Below are 16,945 nucleotides of genomic sequence, written 5' to 3'. Positions count from 1 at the left end.
TGCCGGGGCATAAGAAGACCAGCATGCCGGGGCATAAGAAGACCAGCATGCCGGGGCATAAGAAGATCAGCATGCCGGAACGTCTCTTGGTCCCGGCATGCTTTTGGCCGGGACCTCGCTAGACCGACACGGACAGCACCGAACTGAGCGCCTCCAGCAGGGCCCGCCCCGGGTCGGCGGGCAAACTTCCTGCCCGCCAGGCGATGTGGAGGTCGGGGCGGACCAGGACGCAGCCGTCCTCCTCGATGTCCCGCAGGCGCGCCCAGTCGTCGTAGAGGTCGGTGTGGGTGCGGCCGGGGCCGATGATGTGGGCGGCGAGGGGGATTCCCAGTTTGTCGGCCACCATGGCGGCGGCCTCGCGCCACGGCTCGCCGGAAATGCCGGTGAGCAGGGCGAATCCGCCGTGCCCGCACAGATCGTGGGTGCTGACGCGGTGGCCGGAGGCGGTGCCGAGCCAGGCATGGGGCAGCCGCGCCCCCGGGTGAGTGGTCGGGTGGAAGTACAGCTCGGGGTCCCGGGTGTACTCGGGTTCGGCGGTGCCGTCGGGCACTACCGCGGTGGAGGAGTAGCGCTGCCCCAATTCCACACCGTGCGCATTGAATTCGTAGTCCTTCAGCTCCAACGCCGCACGCAGGTCACGGCGCTTGCGGGCGGCGGCGGGAGTGTTGTCGAGGCGTTCGGCGATGGCCGCCCGCATGGTCTCCGGGTCGGTGGTGTCATCGATGCCGAGCGCCCGGAAGATGGCCCCGAACTCCTCGATGCTCTTGTTGGCGCGCAACACGATCTGGCGTCCGATCGGCACCCGCTCGGCCTCGTAGGTGTCCAGCAGCCCCTCGCCCGCGGTCCCCTTCAGCACATAGGCGAGCTTCCACGCCAGGTTGTAGGCGTCCTGGATCGAGGTATTGGAGCCGAGGCCGTTCGACGGCGGATGCCGGTGCACGGCGTCGCCCGCGCAGAACACCCGGCCCGCCCGGTAGGCGGTCGCGTACATCTTGTTGTTGCCCCACAGCGAGGTCGAGCGAATGGTGACCGGCACGGTGTCGTCGCCGATGAGCTGGTGCACGATGCGGGTGGCGGCCTCGTCGTCGACCTCCGGTGGCGGCTGGGCGATGTCGTAACCCCACACGATCAGCCACTCGTTCCACGGCCGCACCATGCGAATCAGCCCGAGCCCGATCCCGCCGACATCCGCGCCGGGCTGCAAGATCCAGTACAGGACGCTGGGCCGGTGCTCCACCAGGTGCGAAAGATCCGCGTGGAACACGATATTCATGCTCCCGGCGATATCCATCCGGCCCTCGAACGGCAGCCCGATATCGTCGGCCACCGTGCTGCGCCCACCGTCCGCGCCGATGACATACCGGGCGCGCACGGTGGATTCGGCCCCCGTGATCCGGTCGCGCACCCGCACGTCGACGCCGTCGGCGTCCTGGGTGAGGCCCAGATACTCGGTGTCGAACCGGATGCGGCTGCCGCGAGACGCCGCGTGCCCGATGATGATCGGCTCCAGCAGGGTCTGCGGAATATCGCAGTTGAGCACGGGACTGGCCTGCACGTAATCGGATTCGCGCGCCGGATGGGTGCCCCACGCGCGCACCCGGCCGAGCTCGTCCCCGGTGAGGCTGGTGCAGAACACGGTCTGGCCCATCAGATGATGCGGCGTGGCCTGCACCCGCACATCCTCCTCGATACCCAGGTCGCGGAAGATCTCCATGGTGCGCTGATTGGTGATGTGCGCGCGGGGGGTGTTGGCCGTCCACCGGTACTTGGTCAGCACCAGGTGGTCGACGCCGAGGGTCGCCAGCGCCAGCGCGGCCGCGCCACCGGCGGGGCCGCTGCCGACGATCAGCACATCGGTTTCGGTATCGCGGTCGGGTGTGGTCATGGTCGATGCTCCTGCGGGGCGAGCACGATGTCGAAGTGCATGCGGTAGTAGGGCCGGTCGCGCCCGGTGCCGTCGGGCGCGGTCCCGGCCGGGTACCGGGTGGCCTCGACGATGAGGCTGTCCTTGACGCCGAAGACCGCGTCGTCCTTCAGGTGCGGGTCTCCGGCCACGAAGATGTGCGTGACGAGCGTGCGGTAGCCGGGCGCGGTGACCCGGAAGTGCAGGTGCGCCGGGCGCATCGGGCTGCGCTCGGCGGCCCGCAGCAGGTCGCCGACCGGTCCGTCGTGCGGGATCGGATACGACGACGGCAGCACCGACCAGAACCGGTACTCCCCCGCCGCCCCCGAGCGCAGCCACCCGCGCCCCGCGCTGCGATCGCCCTCGTACTGAACGTCGTAAAAGCCGTCGGAGTCGGCCTCCCACACGTCGATTCGCGCGCCGGGCACGGAATCGCCGGAGGTGGAACGGATGACGCCGTCGACGTAGCAGGGCTCACCCTTCGCGCCGTGCGCGATATCGCCGCCGAGCGGGACCTCGGGTGCGCCGTCGACGAAGAACGGCCCGAACACCGTGGCTTCGGTGGCCCGGTCGTCCTCGGCGGCATTGATGGCGACGGTGAGCATCGACAGGCCGAGCACATCGGACAGCAGGATGAACTCCTGCCGCTTGTCGGTGGTGAGATGTCCGGCGCGGGTGAGGAATTCGATGCCCTGCTCCCAGTCGGATTCGGTGAGCCGGACCTCGCGGGCGAAGCCGTGCAGGTGCCGGACGAGGCTCTGCAGCACCTCGCGCAGCCGGGGCGACGGGGTGTCGGCGAAGCTGGCCACGACCTCGTCGGTGACGAGCCGTTCCCGGGTGGGCCGATCGGTCATGAGTTCTCCTCGGGGGTGCCGGACCAGGCGGCGGCGAGCAGGGCGCGCACGGCGGTGGCGTCGGCGGGGACGGGGTTGTCCGGCGGGACCACGGCCGCGATGCGGTCGGCCACGTCGTCGAGTTGGGCGCGGGTGACGCCGAGATCGCGCAGACCGGCGGGAATGCCGAGCCGCTTCGCCAGATCACGCAGGGCCGCAACGGGTTCGGCGTCGCCGAGCGCGCGGCCGATGCGGGCGACGGCCTCCGGCGCGCCGGAGGCGTTGAAGGCCAGCACGTGCGGCAGCACGATGGCGTGGGTCCGCGCGTGCGGCAGGTCGTACGCGCCGCCCAGCACGTGACAGATCTTGTGGTGCAGGCCCGAACCGGCCACCGCGAACGCCGAGCCCGCCAGATACGCACCGTAGAGCAGGCTTTCGGCGGCATCGGCCGAGTCGGCGAGGGCGCGCAGGCCGGATCCCAGTGCGCGCACGCCCTCCTCGGCGGCGAGGGCGCTGATCGGATTGCGGCCCGGCGCCCAGAACGCCTCGACGCAGTGCGCCATGGCGTTCAAACCGCTTGCGGCGGCCAGCTTTTCGGGCAGGGAGCGCACCAGATCGGGATCGTAGACGACGACGCGGGGCAGCACCCGCGGATCGGTACCGGTCTGCTTGCGGCCGTCCTCGGTCATGCCCCAGACGGGGGTGACCTCCGAGCCCGCGTACGTGGTGGGCACGGCGACGATGGGCAGCCCGGTGCCGCGGGCGATCGCCTTGGCGGTTCCGGTGGTGGAACCGCCGCCGATGCTCAGCACGGCGTCGGCGTTCGCCGCGGCCGCGCGCTCGCGGGCGGCGCGGGCCACCTCGGCGGGGACGTGCGGGCGCACGCCGGTGAATACCGCGGCGATCCGGTCCGACAGCGCGTCCAGCAGGTCGGCGGCGTGCCGCTGCCGATCGGGGCTGGTCACCACCAGCAGCCGGGTCGCGCCCAGGCGTTCGATCTCGGCGGGCAGCCTCGAACGGCTCACGCCGGGACCGAAGACGATGCGACCGGGTAGCGCCTCGTAACCGAACTCCCGCACCCATCCACCTCCGTGACCCACACCACTGTGTCGACAGTGTCGCACCGGTAGGTATATGTCCAATACGTATTTGCTGGCACAGCCATACCATGAGGTATGGATCTGCGGCAGCTCCGGTATTTCGTGACCGTGGCCGAGGAGCGGTCGCTCACCCGGGCCGCGGCGCGGCTGCATCTGACCCAGCCGCCCCTGACCGCCCAGATCGCCCGGCTGGAGCAGGAATTGGGGGTGCGGCTGCTGCACCGGCACCGGCGCGGGGTCGACCTCACCGACGCCGGGCGGCATCTGCTGCTGCACGCGCGCCGCGTGCTCGCCGATATCGACGGCGTCGCGGAATCGGTGCGCCACCTGGGCGACGGGCGGGCCGGGCGGCTGGCGCTGGCCTTCGACTCCGGCTGGGGGGTGCTGCCGGGACTGCTCGCGCGGTATCGGCGGGCGCGGCCGCGGGTGGCGCTGGACTACGCGGAGGCGGCGGGCGAGGCGGTGCTCGACTCGGTTCGGTTGCGCCGCAACGAACTCGGCATCGTCGCGCTGCCGCCGCCCGCGGCGATGCCGGTGCGCGAACCGCAACTGGATTTCGCGGTGATCCACCGCGAGCCGCTGCTCGCCCTGCTGCCGCGAGCGCTGGCGCGGCGCGGCGAGCGGATCGACCCCGCGGACCTGGCCGACGAGCAATTCTTCGCGCCCGCGCCGGGGGCGTGGGGCGGGCTGCATCGGCATCTGATCGAGATCTGCCGAAGTGCGGCAATCGATCCGGCGCTGCGGGAGGTCGCGCAGCTGTCGACGGTGGTGGCGATGGTGGGGGCGGGGCTCGGCGTCTCGGTGGTGCCCGCCTCGCTGCGAACGCTGTGCGGGCCCGCGGTGACGCTGGCGCCGCTGGCCCGGCATGTCCCCGCGGTCGAGACCGCGGTGGTGTGGCGACGCGACGCCGCACCCTCCCCGCCCGCCGCGTATTTCCTGCGCCTGGCGTTGTCGACGCCGGAGCCGGACGTCCTCGGGCCCGAGTTGGCGCCCAGCCGGGGACGCGATGACGATCCCGCCTAGTTGGAATCCGCCGATCACATCACACCATTCGGTGGTTCTGCCGGAATTGGCGGATTTCCGACAAGCACCGGTTTCCCGTGCGGGCGCTGTGAAATCCCTGAGAGCGCGCATATCCGGGAGATTGTGCGTAATGCAACGAATCCGGACCCGGATCCGCCGGAAACCCCTATGCGCTGTTTCGCGCAATCGCCACCGGGTTCTCATTCTCGGCGAAATGCGGTGGTATCGTACGTATCGGGTGACTTGCCAGCGCGAGAGTCGATGTGTCGCAACATAATTCCCGCACTGGCATCGAAGGTGTGTGCCTTTGGCACTCAACCACGATCGGAGACGCGTAGTCGTAGCGACCGACCAGTGCCGCAAGCATAAGCGGCATATTTATTAATAAATATTCCCCCCACTGGGTATCACTCCGTTCACGAGAGGGCCGAGTGTTTTCGGCCGTCCCGCATAGGAAAATGAGGGTGCTGAAACATGTCCAAAACCATGAAAGAATGGATAGCGACGGACCTACGCGAAATGCAGGGGAAGTCCATCTCCTGGCTGTCCCAATATCACTTCTTCCGCGACCCGAGCCGACCGGACTACGTCGACTCCTCGTACTTCTTCTCACCGGCCGACGGAATAGTCGTCTATCAGAGCGTGGTGGCACCGACCGAGAGCCTGGTCGACATCAAGGGCAGGCCGTACTCGCTGCGGGAGGCCCTGCGCGACGACTCCTACGACCGGACCAGTCTCGTCATCGGCATCTTCATGACGTTCTACGACGTCCACATCAACCGGATTCCGTACTCGGGGCGCCTGTCCTACCGCGAGTTCGAGCCCCTCGACACCGAGAACCGCCCCATGCTCGAGATCGAGAAGGCGATCCTCGAGCAGCTGCGGATCTCCACCGACGAGGCCGAGTACCTGCATCAGAACCAGCGCATGGTGAACCGTGTCGACGTCCCGGAACTCCACCAGCCCTACTACATCCTCCAGATCGCCGACTACGACGTGGACTCGATCACCCCGTTCGAGCTCAAGCAGAACCAGCCGGTCCAGCAGGGTCAACGATTCTCCCAAATCCGTTACGGCTCACAGGTGGACCTGATCATTCCGCTGTCGCACACCCACACCTTCGCGCCGCTGTGGCAGGTCGGCGACCACGTCGAGGGTGGCATCGACCCACTGGTGCGCATCTGCGCCAAGACCCAATCAACCGAGGAGAACCCGTCATGACCACCACAGCCCCCGCCCCCGCGGTCCAGCCGATCAACGCGACGCAACTGGACCGGCCCGCGTACCTGCTCAATCCGCCGTTCTCGTTCTCCACCGACGTGGCCAACAACATCTGGATGGAGGAGCTGACCGGGGCCGAACGAGAACCCAACGCGCGCAAGGCAATGGTGCAGTTCCTCGACCTGTACAGCTATCTCGCCGCCGAGGGACTGGTCTACCTGTTGCCGACGCCGCGAACGACCGGACTCCAGGATCTGGTCTTCACCGCCAACCTCGGCATCGTGCTCGAGCACCTGCCGGACCGCAAAACCGTTGTGCTGTCGAATTTCACCTCCCCGCCGCGGGTCGGCGAGACCGAGGTCGGCCGGGTGTTCTTCGAGTCGATGGGCTATCAGGTCCACGTTCCGGAGACGAAGTTCGAGGGCGAGGCGGAGCTGAAGCATCTGCACGACAACGTGTATGTCGGCGGCTACGGGCTGCGCTCCGAGCGCGAGACCTACGACTGGATGGAACGCACCTTCGACATGAAGATCGTCAAGCTCGCCGAGACCGATCCGTATCTCTACCACCTGGACTGCTCGGTATTCCCCATCACCCGGGAGCAGACGCTGGTGTGCACGGAGATGTTCGAGGACGAGGAGATCGAGGAACTGGAGAAGTACACCGACATCATCGAGGTCTCCGCGGACGCCGCCTACTCCGGGCTGTGCAACTCGGTTCGCCTGCACAACACCATCATCAACGCCTCCCACATCCACGATCTCAAGGCGGGCAGCAAGGACTACAGCGAGGAGCTGGCCAAGAACCGGGAACTGGAGGACATCGCCAACGAACTCGCCTTCGAACTGACCCTGGTGAACCTGAGCGAATACCACAAGGGCGGCGCGTTGCTGTCCTGCATGGTGATGCACCTCAACAGGTACTCCTACACGTTCCCGTTGCTGTGATCCCGCAGCGTGAATCGAGGGGTTGACCGTGACCGACATCAGGGACCACGCGGACGGGTCGAGCGGATCGCTGCGCGTCCTGTGGAGCTACGTGCGGAGCATGCGCGGCTTTCTCGCCGTGATGATGACGCTGGAACTGATCGCCGAGGCCGCCGCGCTGTCCCAGCCGCTGATCGCCCGGTGGGTGCTCGACCAACTGACGATCGGAGGCAGCCTGCTGCGGCCATTGTTGGTGCTGTGCGGGCTGGCCGTCGTCGCGGTGGCGCTGTCCGGCGTCTGCACGTTCCTGCTCGGTCGCGGCGCCCTGCGGCTGGTGACCGACCTGCGCAGCCGGTTGGTGCGGCGGGTACTGGGCACCAGCGTGGACACCGTCGAGCGGCGACCGGTCGGCGACTTCCTGTCCCGGGTGGGCAGCGACACCACCCTGTTGGAGGACACGGTCGGCGGCGCCCTCGTGCACGCCGCCACCGCTCCCCTCGCGGTGGCCGCGGCGCTGGTTCTGATGGGCACGATCGACCTGCCGATGCTCGCCGTTGTCGTGGTGGTGCTGGCCATCACCACGCTCGGTGAGAAGGTGGCCGGGCGCCGCGTCGGCGAGGCGACCGAGCAGGGGCAGGAACGGGTCGCCGCCATGACCTCGTTCCTGCACCGGGCGCTGATCGCGTTCCGCACGGTCAAGGCGTCCGGCACCGAGCGGGCCGAGGCGGACCGCACCTGCGCCGAGGCCGAGGCCGCGTTCCGGGCGGGCCGCCGCGCGGTGCGGGCCGAGGCGGTCCTGGAGATGATCGCCGCCGCCTCGGTGGACGTCACCTTCCTCGCGGTGCTGGCGTTCGGCGGCGCCCGAATGGCCACCGGCAGTATCGGTGTCGGCGATCTGGTGGCGTTCCTGCTCTATGTGACGTTCCTGCGGGAGCCGATCGATACGCTGTCGTTCGCGGTGGTCGAGGTCGCCGAGGGCCTCGCCGCCGTGCGGCGGATCGAGGCGCTGCACGCGTTGCCGGTGGAGGCGGCGGAGATGCCGACCAAGACCCGCGCCGCGGGGCAGCCCCGCGGCGACGAGCGGGCGCCGCGGGTGCGGTTCGACGGCGTCTGGTTCGGCTACCGCGATCGGCCCGTGCTGCGGGACGTGAGCTTCGTGGCCGAGCGGGGTCTCACGGTCCTGGTCGGATCCTCGGGCACCGGTAAGACGACACTGCTCAGCCTGATCGAACGGTTCGTCGACGTGGACCGGGGCCGGGTGCTGCTCAACGACATCGACGTGCGCGAGTGGGATCGCGACGAGCTGCGTCGGCGACTCGCCTACGTCCAGCAGGAAGCTCCCCTGCTCGGGGACACCATCCGGGACGCGATCCTGTACGGCGTCCCGGATCCGGACGCCGTCGACATGCGGGGCGCGCTGCGCGCCGTCGCCCTGGACGGGTGGATCGCCTCGCTGTCGGACGGGGTGCACACGCCGGTCGGCGAACGCGGGGTGGCGATCTCGGGCGGTCAGCGGCAGCGGCTGGCCGTGGCGCGGGCCCTGCTGCGCGGTGCGGACGTGCTGCTGCTGGACGAGGCCACCTCGCAGCTGGACGTGGTCAGCGAGCGCACGCTGCTGGATTCCGTTGCGCACCAGGCGCTGAGCCGGGTCGTGCTGGCCGTCACCCATCGGTTCTCGGTGGCCGCCGAGGCCGATCAGGTGGTCCTGCTGGACGCGGGCGGGGTGCGGTCGGTGGGGTCGCACTCGGCCCTGTTGGATTCCGATCCGGTCTACCGGGAGCTGGCCGCCGTCACGCCTCGGGACTGACCACGGCACAAGGGAATTCAGCATGAGCTACGACTACCGACCCTTCCTCCCCGATCTGGCGTGCCGTGACGACCTCGCCGAGCGGCTGCGAATTCCGCTGGTGCGCGACACGGTATTGACGTTCTGCTACATCAGCGCGGTCGTACTCCCCGACCCCGCCGCCGCCCGTCCCAGCGCGGTCGAGCTGCGGGCGATCGCGTCGTGGCACGACCACTACCTCACCACCTCGGTCGGCGAACCGCACCGCACCGCCCTCGAGCGGCTTCCCTACGACATCTCACCCCACCAGGCCAACCGATACCTGATCGAAATACCCGGTCGCGGTTGGGCATTCCGCCGCTCCTGCTGGCCGCGCGACCGCCTCTTCACCGCCGACGGCGGCCTGCTGCCCGCCCTGGATCGCGCACACCGGTACGGGCCACGCCGATATCCGTCGCCCACCTGGGTCGCCTGGAAACGGCGGCACCACAAGATCTTCGCACCACTGGAGGTAGCCTGATGCGGGCCTACTCACCCGTCCCCCCTGAGCCCCGCCGCGCCCTCGGACCGCCCGGGGTGCGCATGCCGGACGAAAACCACCCGCACGCCCGGACTTTCATGGCGTGGCCCGCGCGTCGCCGGGTCTGGCGCGCGGATCTGGCACAGGTGCGCCGAGACGTGGCCGGACTGGCCGAGGTCATCTCGCGCTACGAGCCCGTGGTCATGCTCGCCTGCGAGGCGCACGTCGAGGAGGTCCGGCACGCCTGCGGGCCGCGGGTCGAGGTGCTGGCGGTCCCGGTGGACGACCTGTGGGTGCGCGACACCGGCCCCACCTTCGTGGTCACCGAGGCCGGGCTCGCCGGAGTGGACACCAACTTCAACGGGTGGGGCCGCAAACAGATTCACGCCCGGGACGCCCGGGTCGCCCGGCGGGTGCTCGCCCATTATGGTCTGCCCCGCATCGAGACCACGCTGGTGACCGAGGGCGGCAATCTCGAATGCGACGGGGCGGGAACACTTTTGGTGACCGAGAGCGCCGTCGTCAACGACAACCGCAATCCGGGCCGGACCTGCGAGCAGGTCGAGGCGGACCTGTGTGCGGTGCTCGGCGTGCGAAAGGTGCTCTGGTTGCCGGGGATTGCGGGCATCGACATCACCGACTGCCACGTCGACACCATGGCCCGCTTCGCACGGCCGGGCGTGGTGCTGCTGAACAAGCCCGGTCGCGGTGCGGGGGTGGACCGAATCCGGTTGTACCGCAGGGACCGCGAGATCCTGACGGCCGTCACCGACGCCGACGGGCACCGCCTCGAGGTGATCGACGTGGTGGAACCGGATGGGGACAAGGTCGGCAATCGGGGAGCGGATTTCCTTCCCTCCTACGTCAACTACTACGTCCTCAATGGCGCGGTCCTCGTCCCGGCCTTCGGCGACCGCACCGCCGACCGCCGCGCCGCCGGACTGCTCGCGGACTGCTACCCGGGCCGGGAGGTGGTGCCGGTCTACATCGACACCCTCGCCGAGGGCGGCGGGGGCATCCACTGCGCCACCCAGCAGCAGCCCATGGTGGAAACGATGGGTTCACAGGTCATTCCGCGTGTCAAGGCACCGGAGCCGGGGCCTTGAGGTATGCGATCCGCGCATGCGACTGTTCCACTCCGAAGGAACCCATTGGTAGAAGGAGTGATTCGCTATGATCGCCGTCACCCGCACCGGCGACACCACCGCCGTCCTGCCGTGATGGAGTCCTGGCGACGGATCGACTCCTGGCTGTCCGCGCACGCGCCGCGCACCTTCGCATCGCTGCGCCCGCCAGCCTCACAGGAGGCTGTCAGTGCCGCAGCCGCCGAGCTGAGGGTGAAGTTCCCCGCGGATCTGGTCGCGTATCTCCGGCACCACGACGGAATCTCCTCCGGGGAGGGGAGTTTCAGCTTTCCCGGCTATCGGCCCTACTCCCTCGCCGAGATCCTCTCCTCGGGCCGGATGATGGGCGAGGACTTCGTCACCTTCGCCCGCAACGTCAGTGTGGACACGCTGGTCGTCGACTGCCGTCGAGGTGAGTCGTTCGGCGCGGTGGGCAACCAAGTGGAGGGCGAGGGCGCGAGCTTCGGGGAATGGGGAAGCCTCGCAGCCTTTTTGGAGGAGGTCGCCGACGCCCTGGAGGGCGGAACCGTTATGACGGTGGGACTTTCGTATGCGCCTGTCATCGACGACGGAATGCTGCTGTGGGAGTTCGTTCGCGAACCACGACCCGAGCCCCGGTCCCTGCTCGCCACTGCCGACCCGGTCATTGCCACGCCACGCCGGACGACCTCCCACGCCGCCCCGAAGAAGACCTGGCCGAAGGGATACGACGATTTCTGCCTGACCTTCGCGCAGGGCCTGGACGAGGCCGAGCTACTGCGCCGGTTCGGCGCATTGCCCGAGACCCACCGCCCACGGTTGCGGAAGGAGGCAGCAGGGCCGAACCAGCGGCAGAACCGTGGCGCGCTACTGCCGGTGGTCCGCGCGGGAACCCACGACGGTTGGGCATTCGGCAGCGAGGAAGGTCTCTACGGCTTCGAGGGCACGCGCGACGAGGTGCTGCGACGGGTGTCCCGTGGCACCCGCACGGTCTCCGTCAGCTATGGGAACGAGACCGGCACGACCTCGGTATCCCTTTTCGACAACGGCGAATTGGTGACGAGGTACGACACCCGATCCGCCGTCCTGCCCGACGGCGCCCGCGACCCGTTCGAGGTCTTCCCCGGTCTGCCGCCGCACGACGAATGGGCGGCGCGTTGGGATCCGGACCGGCAGTGCGTGGTCAGCGGTGTGCCGACGCCCGATCAGAAGCTCACACCCGAGCAGCACCGAGAACGACTGCTGGCGGTGTGTGCCGCGGTCGTGCGCGGCTGCGGCATCCCCCTGCCACCACCCGGCCTCGGCGGGGAACTCGACAGCGCGCGAATCCTTCCCCTGCTGCCGGACAACAACTCCCGGGTACCCGTGCCCGACCGGTTCGCCTCCCTGGTCGACGCCGCGCCGCCCGAGCGCCTGCGCCGCGTACTCGCCACCCAGATGTCGGCCCTGGCCGCCGAGACCGGACTCGACAGCTACCCCGAGGTCACCGACGCACTACCCCTGCTGAGCGCGGAGGACCGCCCGGGCGTCAGCGACGACTCCGCCCTCGGCCTGCGGCTGCGCCGCGTGCACGCCGAGACCCGGGCGATCCACCCCGACCCCGACGACCAGTTCGTCTGGCAGGACCGCGCCATGGCCGCCCGCGCCCTGACCGACGCGCTCACCCTGCCGGTCCGCGACGCCCTGGGCTTGGTCGTGGTCCTGCGCCAGGATCCCCAGTGGCGGAAGGAGTTTCGCAAGCAGCTGAGGGATGGCTGAATCGAAGCCACGGACTGGTGTGCTACCGGGGGTGGTTGAATTCGCCGTCCTGCATGGCGGCGGTGAAGGCATCCCATTCGACGGCGGCGAAGACGAGGGCGGGGCCGCTGGGGTTCTTAGGGGTCGTCCGAGAATAAGTAGCTGGTTCGAACTTGGTGGCGGTCCCGCTGCCTCGAACGACGCGGGTCAGCGACCGCAACTTATTCTCGGACGCCCCCTTAGAGTCGCGGACACCTACGCGGTTCGTTCGGAGCCAGGCTATTTCGACGCATTCGTTTCCATCGCCGCTGTGCGACGACTCGAACCAATGCGCCCCGGACAGATCAGCAATCACAGCTTGGATCTCCCTGCCGTCTCTCTGATCCGAGCTCCGCTCGGCTGTTTCAGCGTAGCGCGGTGACTCGAGCCCGTGCGGCCTGGGCAGGGGGTGTCGGATTGTGGTGCGGGCGCCAGGTATTCGCCCGGGTGGTGGTAATGGTTCATCCGGGGGTGTTGGGCGGGGTCTATGTGGGATGGTGGGATCCAGTGGGTGCGGCCTGCTTTGGGGTGGCCGGGGTGGGGAGTGGTTGTGCGCCAGTCGGTGGGGGTGGTACCAATTGTGCGGTGGTGGGGTTCGCAGACGAAGGTTAGTTGGTCGGCGTCGGTGGGGCCGCCGTCGGACCATTCGGTGCGATGATGGGTTTGGCAGAGGTATCCGGGTTTGGTACACCCGGGGTAGGTGCAGCCGATGTCGCGGGCATGCAGGACAATGCGCTGGTCGGCGGTGGCGATTCGCTTGCTGCGGCCCAGGTAGAGGGGGCGGCCGGTATGGTTGTCGAAGACCGCCAGGTAGTGGTGGGCGTGCGACGCTAGGCGCAGTGCATCGCGAATCGGGATCATGGCCCCGCCGCCGGTTGCGACGGGCGGCCCGGACATGTCAATGCCCCCACATTCGGGATCGACTGCGGTGACGGCACTTTCCAACTCGCGCAGTGTCATCGATACGATGACCGTGACCGGCAGTCCACGATGCTGACCAAGACGCCCGGACGCAATGCTGTCGCGCAGTATGGTTTTCAGCGCGTCGTGCTGGCGCTGCGCGGCACTACGTGGATCGCGTAGCTCAGCGTCCTGGCCGGGATCGCCTTCTACACAAGGCTTCTCGTCATCAGGATTGCAGACGCCCGGCTTGGCATACTTGGCGAGGACGGCCTCGAGGTAGGCGCGCAGCTCCGGGTCCGCGACCAGCGTGCATTTGCTCATGAGGTCCGGGCCTTGACGGCCCAGGGTGAACGAGCGACGCCGCGCGCGGTCGGCATCGTTGAAGGTACCGTCGGGGTTGATCAAAGCCTCGAGCTTGTCGGCCACCTTGCGCAACTGGTCGGGCCGCAGGCGGGTGGCGTGGTCGGCCAGTTCGGCCTCGGCCTGTGCCTTCGTACCGGCGTCGACGGTGCAGGGCAGGTGGTTTATGGTGTCACGCACAATTTTTACGTGCGCCGGGCCGATTGCGCCCTCGGCCTGCGCCTGCGCGGTGGCGGGCAAAGGTGGGGGGAGGACTTCGCCGGTAAAGCTGGTGTGATGGGCCAGGTCGTCTGCGGCTCGCCAGCGGGCGCGTGCCTCGGCGGGGGTGATCCGCAATCCGTCGGCGAGGGTATCGACCAGGTTGTTGGTGGAAAAATCGCTTGTGTCCCATTGTTCGTTCATCTGTGACACTAGTTCCAGGCCGACGGCGGGGAGGGCTCGCAGCACCGTTTCGACCCGTCGCAGCATGGTCAGTCGATCTCGGTTCGATAATGCATCGGTGCGCACTTTCGACACTTGGCCCGCTCCGGCCTCCAATGCACATAGTGCCGCCTCCACGGAGGGGTCTACAATGGCATCGGATTTCGAAAGCATATTCGAATTATATCCGCCCCCACACCGACACGCTAGCAAAATCCCTTGCCTACCAACACATTCGGGCGTGTCGCATAGGGCAACGGGTGCGCTATCGCGGACCGTTGAATTCACCGTCTTGCATGGCTGTAGTGAAAGCGTCCCACTCGGCGGGGGCGAAGACGAGAGCCGGGGCGGTGGGGTCCTTGGAGTCCCGAACGCCCACGTAGGCTGTTGGGAGCCAGGCTATTTCGACGCATTCGCTTCCACCGGCACTGTACGACGACTTGAACCAATGTGCTCCGGATAGGTCAACGATCACTGCTTGTATCTCCCTGCTATTTTTCTGATCCGATCTCTGCTCGGCTGTTCTTCCAGTGCCGCGCGACGGAGGGTTTCATGGAACGCCCGAAAGCGCTCTACGTCCTCGGTGTCCTCGAAGACCATTGCGCCGATACCGGCTTCGGTGTAGACGATGGATGGCTCGTTCTCCGGGAAGTCCAGGAGGATATGGGGCGGTGTCACGCTTCCGGTCGGGAGGCCAGCCGTGAACGGAACGACACGGACCGTAATGTTGTCGCGCGTACTCAGATCGGCTATGTGCAGCAGCTGAGCGCGCATGATCGCGGGAGACCCGACGAGGGTATACAGCGTGTTTTCCTGGAGCAGAAACTCCGCTCGGACCGGCATGTGCGCCCGTGTGAGAAGTTTGGTCCGCTGCATCCGAAGTTCCACAGCCGCGTTGATCTCTTCGATCGGGCCGCCCGCACGATGAATCTGCTCCAAGGTTCGGGCGTAGGGCTCGGTCTGGAGCAGGCCAGGAATCACTATCGGCTGATAGAACTTGAAGTCCGTTGCGAAGGACTCCAACTCGAGGTAGGTGCCGAAACCTGGGACGATCAGCTGCCGGTAGTCCTGATACCAGACCTTCGTCTCGTCCTTGCAGACAAGAGATTTCAGATACTTGATGCGAGCCTCCGGCAGGCCGTAGTACCGCCCGAGGTACTCCACTTCCATGTCTCTGACCTTCTCGTACTGCCCGAGTTCGATCCGGCTCAACGTCGATCGGCTGATCCTGGTGACGTCCGCGACCTGATCGAGCGTTAGGCGCAGTTCCTGCCGCCCGTCCCGCAGTGCTCGGCCGACCTGCCGACGCCGCAGTGTGGTTCCGCTGAGATTCGCCTTGCTCGGCATCCGTGCCCCCTGCTCTCTCAACCGGTGCACCTGCTGTTTCTCAGCTCGAGACACAGCCTAGGTGGCTCCCGGGAATCATGCTGGGCGTTCGCCTCTACTCATACAGACCCACCGACAGAGACCTCACGCCCTATCCGACGCGCGCAACCTTATCGCCATGTCTCAGCAACACGGAAGACTTTCGATAGCTCAGGCGCGTGTCCTGCGGGTGCTGAACTGCGGTGGCATGCTCACCGAGCGGCAGATCAAGATCGCCGCCAGCCTCACGACTTGGAAGACCCGCCAAGCCGTAGCGAACCTCGCCGACAGGGGCCTGATCACGACCGGAGCGCGACCGGGCCGGTACGAGATCACCAGGCTCGGCCGGAATGTGTTGGCGGCGCATGCATTCGACTACGGCAGACTGGGGTCGTGAGGTGACGTCGACAGAGCCGGATATTTGTGTCCGGATCATGTACGCGGACTTGCCGTTCGCCTTCCTCGTCTGCCCGGCGGCGGCGACCAACTTCCTCCGCGCGTGGCGCAACAGCCATCACCCTGCGCTCTCGGTCACCATCGGGGCGGTCCCCCAACCACATCCACCGAAGCGGCTCCCGTGTGAGCGGTTGTGGCTCACGCCTTGATCGGCGTCGATCGTGGTGCCGGTCAGAATGGAACCGCGACGCCGCGTGGGAGTTGGACGAGTTTGGTGCCGTAGGCGTTGTTCAACCTATCGATGTCGGTGAGGAAACCCGGCCAGTCCAGTTGGGGTACGGGTTTCGGGGGTGTATCGAGGGAGCGTAAGAAGTTGTCGTGGTGGCAGGGGATGAGGATCTTCGGGCGTAGTTGTTCGCCGAGGCGTTCGAAATACCTCGGGGTGGCGGCTCGGGCGGCCAGGCAGGGGATGACGATGTCGGCCGGTTGTTGGCGGGCGAAGGCGTCGTTGTCGAATCCGGCGCTCGTGTGGAGGTGGATGGTCAGGCCCGCGAACTCGAGGCGGTAGGCGAAGACGTCGCCCTTCGGCCAGCGGATCGGGCTGCGGGGCATGCCCTTCGGGGGCATTCCGGCGGGCTCGAAGCGGGAGACGAGGGGCACTACGCCGTGGCGCGACGCTACGGCCTCGATGGTGAACGGGCCGACCGTCACCCGCTCGCCATCGGCTACCACCTTCAGCTGATTGTCTGGAATCCCTTGGCGGCGGCAGAGTTCCGCCGTCGTCTCGCTGCCGTGTATCACCGTTTCGGGGGTTGCGCGGGCGATCTCGGCGACATCCATCGCGTGGTCGTAGTGCGAGTGGCCGACGAAGGCGGCCGCAATGCCGGTGAATGTTCGGCGGATCCGGGTCGAATCCGGCTTCGCCGGTCGCAATAACGTGGCGATCAGGCCGGGATTACTGACGAACGGGTCGAACGCGATTCGCGTATTACCGGCGGCGAAGACGAAGCCCGCGCACCCGGTCCACGTGATCGTCGCACCGACCGGGGCGGTGCCGAGCCAGCCGGGTTGGGGCGCCCCGGCGGGGAAGGCGTCGGGCGGCGCACTCCCGGAGGTCATGGCCAGCATGCCTGAGCAGGCTATACACATGTTCAGAGGGTACCGGTCCGGGATTCTGGGCACTGGTGATCCCACCCAGATCACCAGTGATCCCGCGCCCAGATAACCTCTGATCCCGGCGTGCTTTTGGCCGGGATCTTGCGGAGGATCCCGGCCAAAAGCACGCCGGGATCAGGGGGTGAGCACGCCGG

The 16,945-nt window shown here is 67.7% G+C and carries 16 protein-coding genes; 8 read left to right on the top strand and 8 right to left on the bottom strand.

Annotated elements, in window-relative coordinates; all coding sequences use genetic code 11:
- Positions 1 to 118: 118 nt before the first annotated feature.
- Genes HPY32_RS30840 through HPY32_RS30830 form a run of 3 tightly spaced genes read right to left on the bottom strand, consistent with a single transcriptional unit; the run spans position 119 to position 3,815 of the window.
- Positions 119 to 1,885, bottom strand: a complete 1,767-nt coding sequence (locus HPY32_RS30840; RefSeq protein WP_067578111.1) for an FAD-dependent oxidoreductase — start codon at positions 1,883 to 1,885, stop codon at positions 119 to 121.
- A complete protein-coding gene (locus HPY32_RS30835; protein ID WP_067578109.1) occupies positions 1,882 to 2,757 on the bottom strand; it encodes a hydroxyquinol 1,2-dioxygenase in 876 nt (291 codons plus the stop codon). The genes HPY32_RS30840 and HPY32_RS30835 overlap by 4 nt, the downstream gene beginning before the upstream one ends.
- On the bottom strand, positions 2,754 to 3,815 hold the full coding sequence (locus HPY32_RS30830; protein WP_067578107.1) for a maleylacetate reductase: 1,062 nt from the start codon (positions 3,813 to 3,815) through the stop codon (positions 2,754 to 2,756). Before HPY32_RS30830 ends, HPY32_RS30835 begins: the two co-directional genes overlap by 4 nt.
- Before the next feature lie 96 nt (positions 3,816 to 3,911).
- On the opposite strand from HPY32_RS30830, the gene HPY32_RS30825 reads away from it, so the two are divergent.
- From HPY32_RS30825 to HPY32_RS30795, 7 genes are all read left to right on the top strand, one after another.
- Positions 3,912 to 4,859, top strand: coding sequence for a LysR family transcriptional regulator (locus HPY32_RS30825; protein WP_067578105.1), 948 nt, complete (start codon positions 3,912 to 3,914; stop codon positions 4,857 to 4,859).
- A 474-nt stretch (positions 4,860 to 5,333) separates the two neighbouring features.
- Entirely contained in the window at positions 5,334 to 6,080 is a 747-nt protein-coding gene (locus HPY32_RS30820) for a phosphatidylserine decarboxylase (protein WP_067578103.1), read from the top strand.
- Positions 6,077 to 7,027, top strand: coding sequence for a dimethylarginine dimethylaminohydrolase family protein (locus tag HPY32_RS30815; RefSeq protein WP_067578101.1), 951 nt, complete (start codon positions 6,077 to 6,079; stop codon positions 7,025 to 7,027). Before HPY32_RS30820 ends, HPY32_RS30815 begins: the two co-directional genes overlap by 4 nt.
- A 28-nt stretch (positions 7,028 to 7,055) precedes the next feature.
- Positions 7,056 to 8,813 (top strand): ABC transporter ATP-binding protein, encoded by a 1,758-nt coding sequence (locus HPY32_RS30810; RefSeq protein WP_197696334.1) that lies wholly within the window; start codon positions 7,056 to 7,058, stop codon positions 8,811 to 8,813.
- A 22-nt stretch (positions 8,814 to 8,835) separates the two neighbouring features.
- Positions 8,836 to 9,312 carry a hypothetical protein gene (locus HPY32_RS30805; protein ID WP_067578099.1) on the top strand — a complete coding sequence of 159 codons (477 nt, stop codon included), beginning with the start codon at positions 8,836 to 8,838 and terminating at the stop codon, positions 9,310 to 9,312.
- A gap of 62 nt (positions 9,313 to 9,374) precedes the next feature.
- A complete protein-coding gene (locus HPY32_RS30800) occupies positions 9,375 to 10,418 on the top strand; it encodes an agmatine deiminase family protein (RefSeq protein ID WP_156673865.1) in 1,044 nt (347 codons plus the stop codon).
- 114 nt (positions 10,419 to 10,532) lie between these two features.
- Positions 10,533 to 12,173 carry a DUF6461 domain-containing protein gene (locus HPY32_RS30795; RefSeq protein WP_067578095.1) on the top strand — a complete coding sequence of 547 codons (1,641 nt, stop codon included), beginning with the start codon at positions 10,533 to 10,535 and terminating at the stop codon, positions 12,171 to 12,173.
- Positions 12,174 to 12,195: 22 nt separating this feature from the next.
- Here HPY32_RS30795 and HPY32_RS30790 read toward each other — a convergent pair whose 3' ends face one another.
- The 4 genes from HPY32_RS30790 to HPY32_RS30775 form a co-directional block, all read right to left on the bottom strand.
- Positions 12,196 to 12,507, bottom strand: coding sequence for a DUF397 domain-containing protein (locus HPY32_RS30790; RefSeq protein WP_082870569.1), 312 nt, complete (start codon positions 12,505 to 12,507; stop codon positions 12,196 to 12,198).
- Positions 12,504 to 14,048 (bottom strand): HNH endonuclease signature motif containing protein, encoded by a 1,545-nt coding sequence (locus HPY32_RS30785; RefSeq protein ID WP_082870568.1) that lies wholly within the window; start codon positions 14,046 to 14,048, stop codon positions 12,504 to 12,506. Before HPY32_RS30785 ends, HPY32_RS30790 begins: the two co-directional genes overlap by 4 nt.
- 91 nt (positions 14,049 to 14,139) lie before the next feature.
- Positions 14,140 to 14,349 (bottom strand): DUF397 domain-containing protein, encoded by a 210-nt coding sequence (locus tag HPY32_RS30780; RefSeq protein ID WP_082870567.1) that lies wholly within the window; start codon positions 14,347 to 14,349, stop codon positions 14,140 to 14,142.
- Positions 14,346 to 15,221 carry a helix-turn-helix domain-containing protein gene (locus tag HPY32_RS30775; RefSeq protein WP_156673864.1) on the bottom strand — a complete coding sequence of 292 codons (876 nt, stop codon included), beginning with the start codon at positions 15,219 to 15,221 and terminating at the stop codon, positions 14,346 to 14,348. The genes HPY32_RS30780 and HPY32_RS30775 overlap by 4 nt, the downstream gene beginning before the upstream one ends.
- A gap of 157 nt (positions 15,222 to 15,378) precedes the next feature.
- Between HPY32_RS30775 and HPY32_RS30770 the strand changes: the two genes are divergently transcribed.
- A complete protein-coding gene (locus HPY32_RS30770) occupies positions 15,379 to 15,636 on the top strand; it encodes a hypothetical protein (protein ID WP_156673863.1) in 258 nt (85 codons plus the stop codon).
- 230 nt (positions 15,637 to 15,866) lie between these two features.
- On the opposite strand, the gene HPY32_RS30765 is transcribed toward HPY32_RS30770, so the two are convergent.
- On the bottom strand, positions 15,867 to 16,763 hold the full coding sequence (locus HPY32_RS30765) for an MBL fold metallo-hydrolase (protein WP_067578088.1): 897 nt from the start codon (positions 16,761 to 16,763) through the stop codon (positions 15,867 to 15,869).
- Between the last annotated feature and the right edge of the window lie 182 nt (positions 16,764 to 16,945).

This window comes from Nocardia terpenica (genome assembly GCF_013186535.1).
Taxonomy (GTDB): domain Bacteria; phylum Actinomycetota; class Actinomycetes; order Mycobacteriales; family Mycobacteriaceae; genus Nocardia; species Nocardia terpenica.
Note: the sequence above shows the minus strand (reverse complement) of the source record. Positions and strands in the feature narration are given on the sequence as shown.

Bases quoted from the DNA above. Each gene is read 5' to 3' on its own strand.
- HPY32_RS30840 (WP_067578111.1), bottom strand. From the start codon at position 1,885: ATGACCACACCCGACCGCGATACCGAAACCGATGTGCTGATCGTCGGC.
- HPY32_RS30835 (WP_067578109.1), bottom strand. From the start codon at position 2,757: ATGACCGATCGGCCCACCCGGGAACGGCTCGTCACCGACGAGGTCGTG.
- HPY32_RS30825 (WP_067578105.1), top strand. From the start codon at position 3,912: ATGGATCTGCGGCAGCTCCGGTATTTCGTGACCGTGGCCGAGGAGCGG.
- HPY32_RS30820 (WP_067578103.1), top strand. From the start codon at position 5,334: ATGTCCAAAACCATGAAAGAATGGATAGCGACGGACCTACGCGAAATG.
- HPY32_RS30815 (WP_067578101.1), top strand. From the start codon at position 6,077: ATGACCACCACAGCCCCCGCCCCCGCGGTCCAGCCGATCAACGCGACG.
- HPY32_RS30805 (WP_067578099.1), top strand. From the start codon at position 8,836: ATGAGCTACGACTACCGACCCTTCCTCCCCGATCTGGCGTGCCGTGAC.
- HPY32_RS30800 (WP_156673865.1), top strand. From the start codon at position 9,375: ATGCCGGACGAAAACCACCCGCACGCCCGGACTTTCATGGCGTGGCCC.
- HPY32_RS30795 (WP_067578095.1), top strand. From the start codon at position 10,533: ATGGAGTCCTGGCGACGGATCGACTCCTGGCTGTCCGCGCACGCGCCG.
- HPY32_RS30785 (WP_082870568.1), bottom strand. From the start codon at position 14,048: ATGCTTTCGAAATCCGATGCCATTGTAGACCCCTCCGTGGAGGCGGCA.
- HPY32_RS30775 (WP_156673864.1), bottom strand. From the start codon at position 15,221: ATGCCGAGCAAGGCGAATCTCAGCGGAACCACACTGCGGCGTCGGCAG.
- HPY32_RS30770 (WP_156673863.1), top strand. From the start codon at position 15,379: ATGTCTCAGCAACACGGAAGACTTTCGATAGCTCAGGCGCGTGTCCTG.
- HPY32_RS30765 (WP_067578088.1), bottom strand. From the start codon at position 16,763: ATGCTGGCCATGACCTCCGGGAGTGCGCCGCCCGACGCCTTCCCCGCC.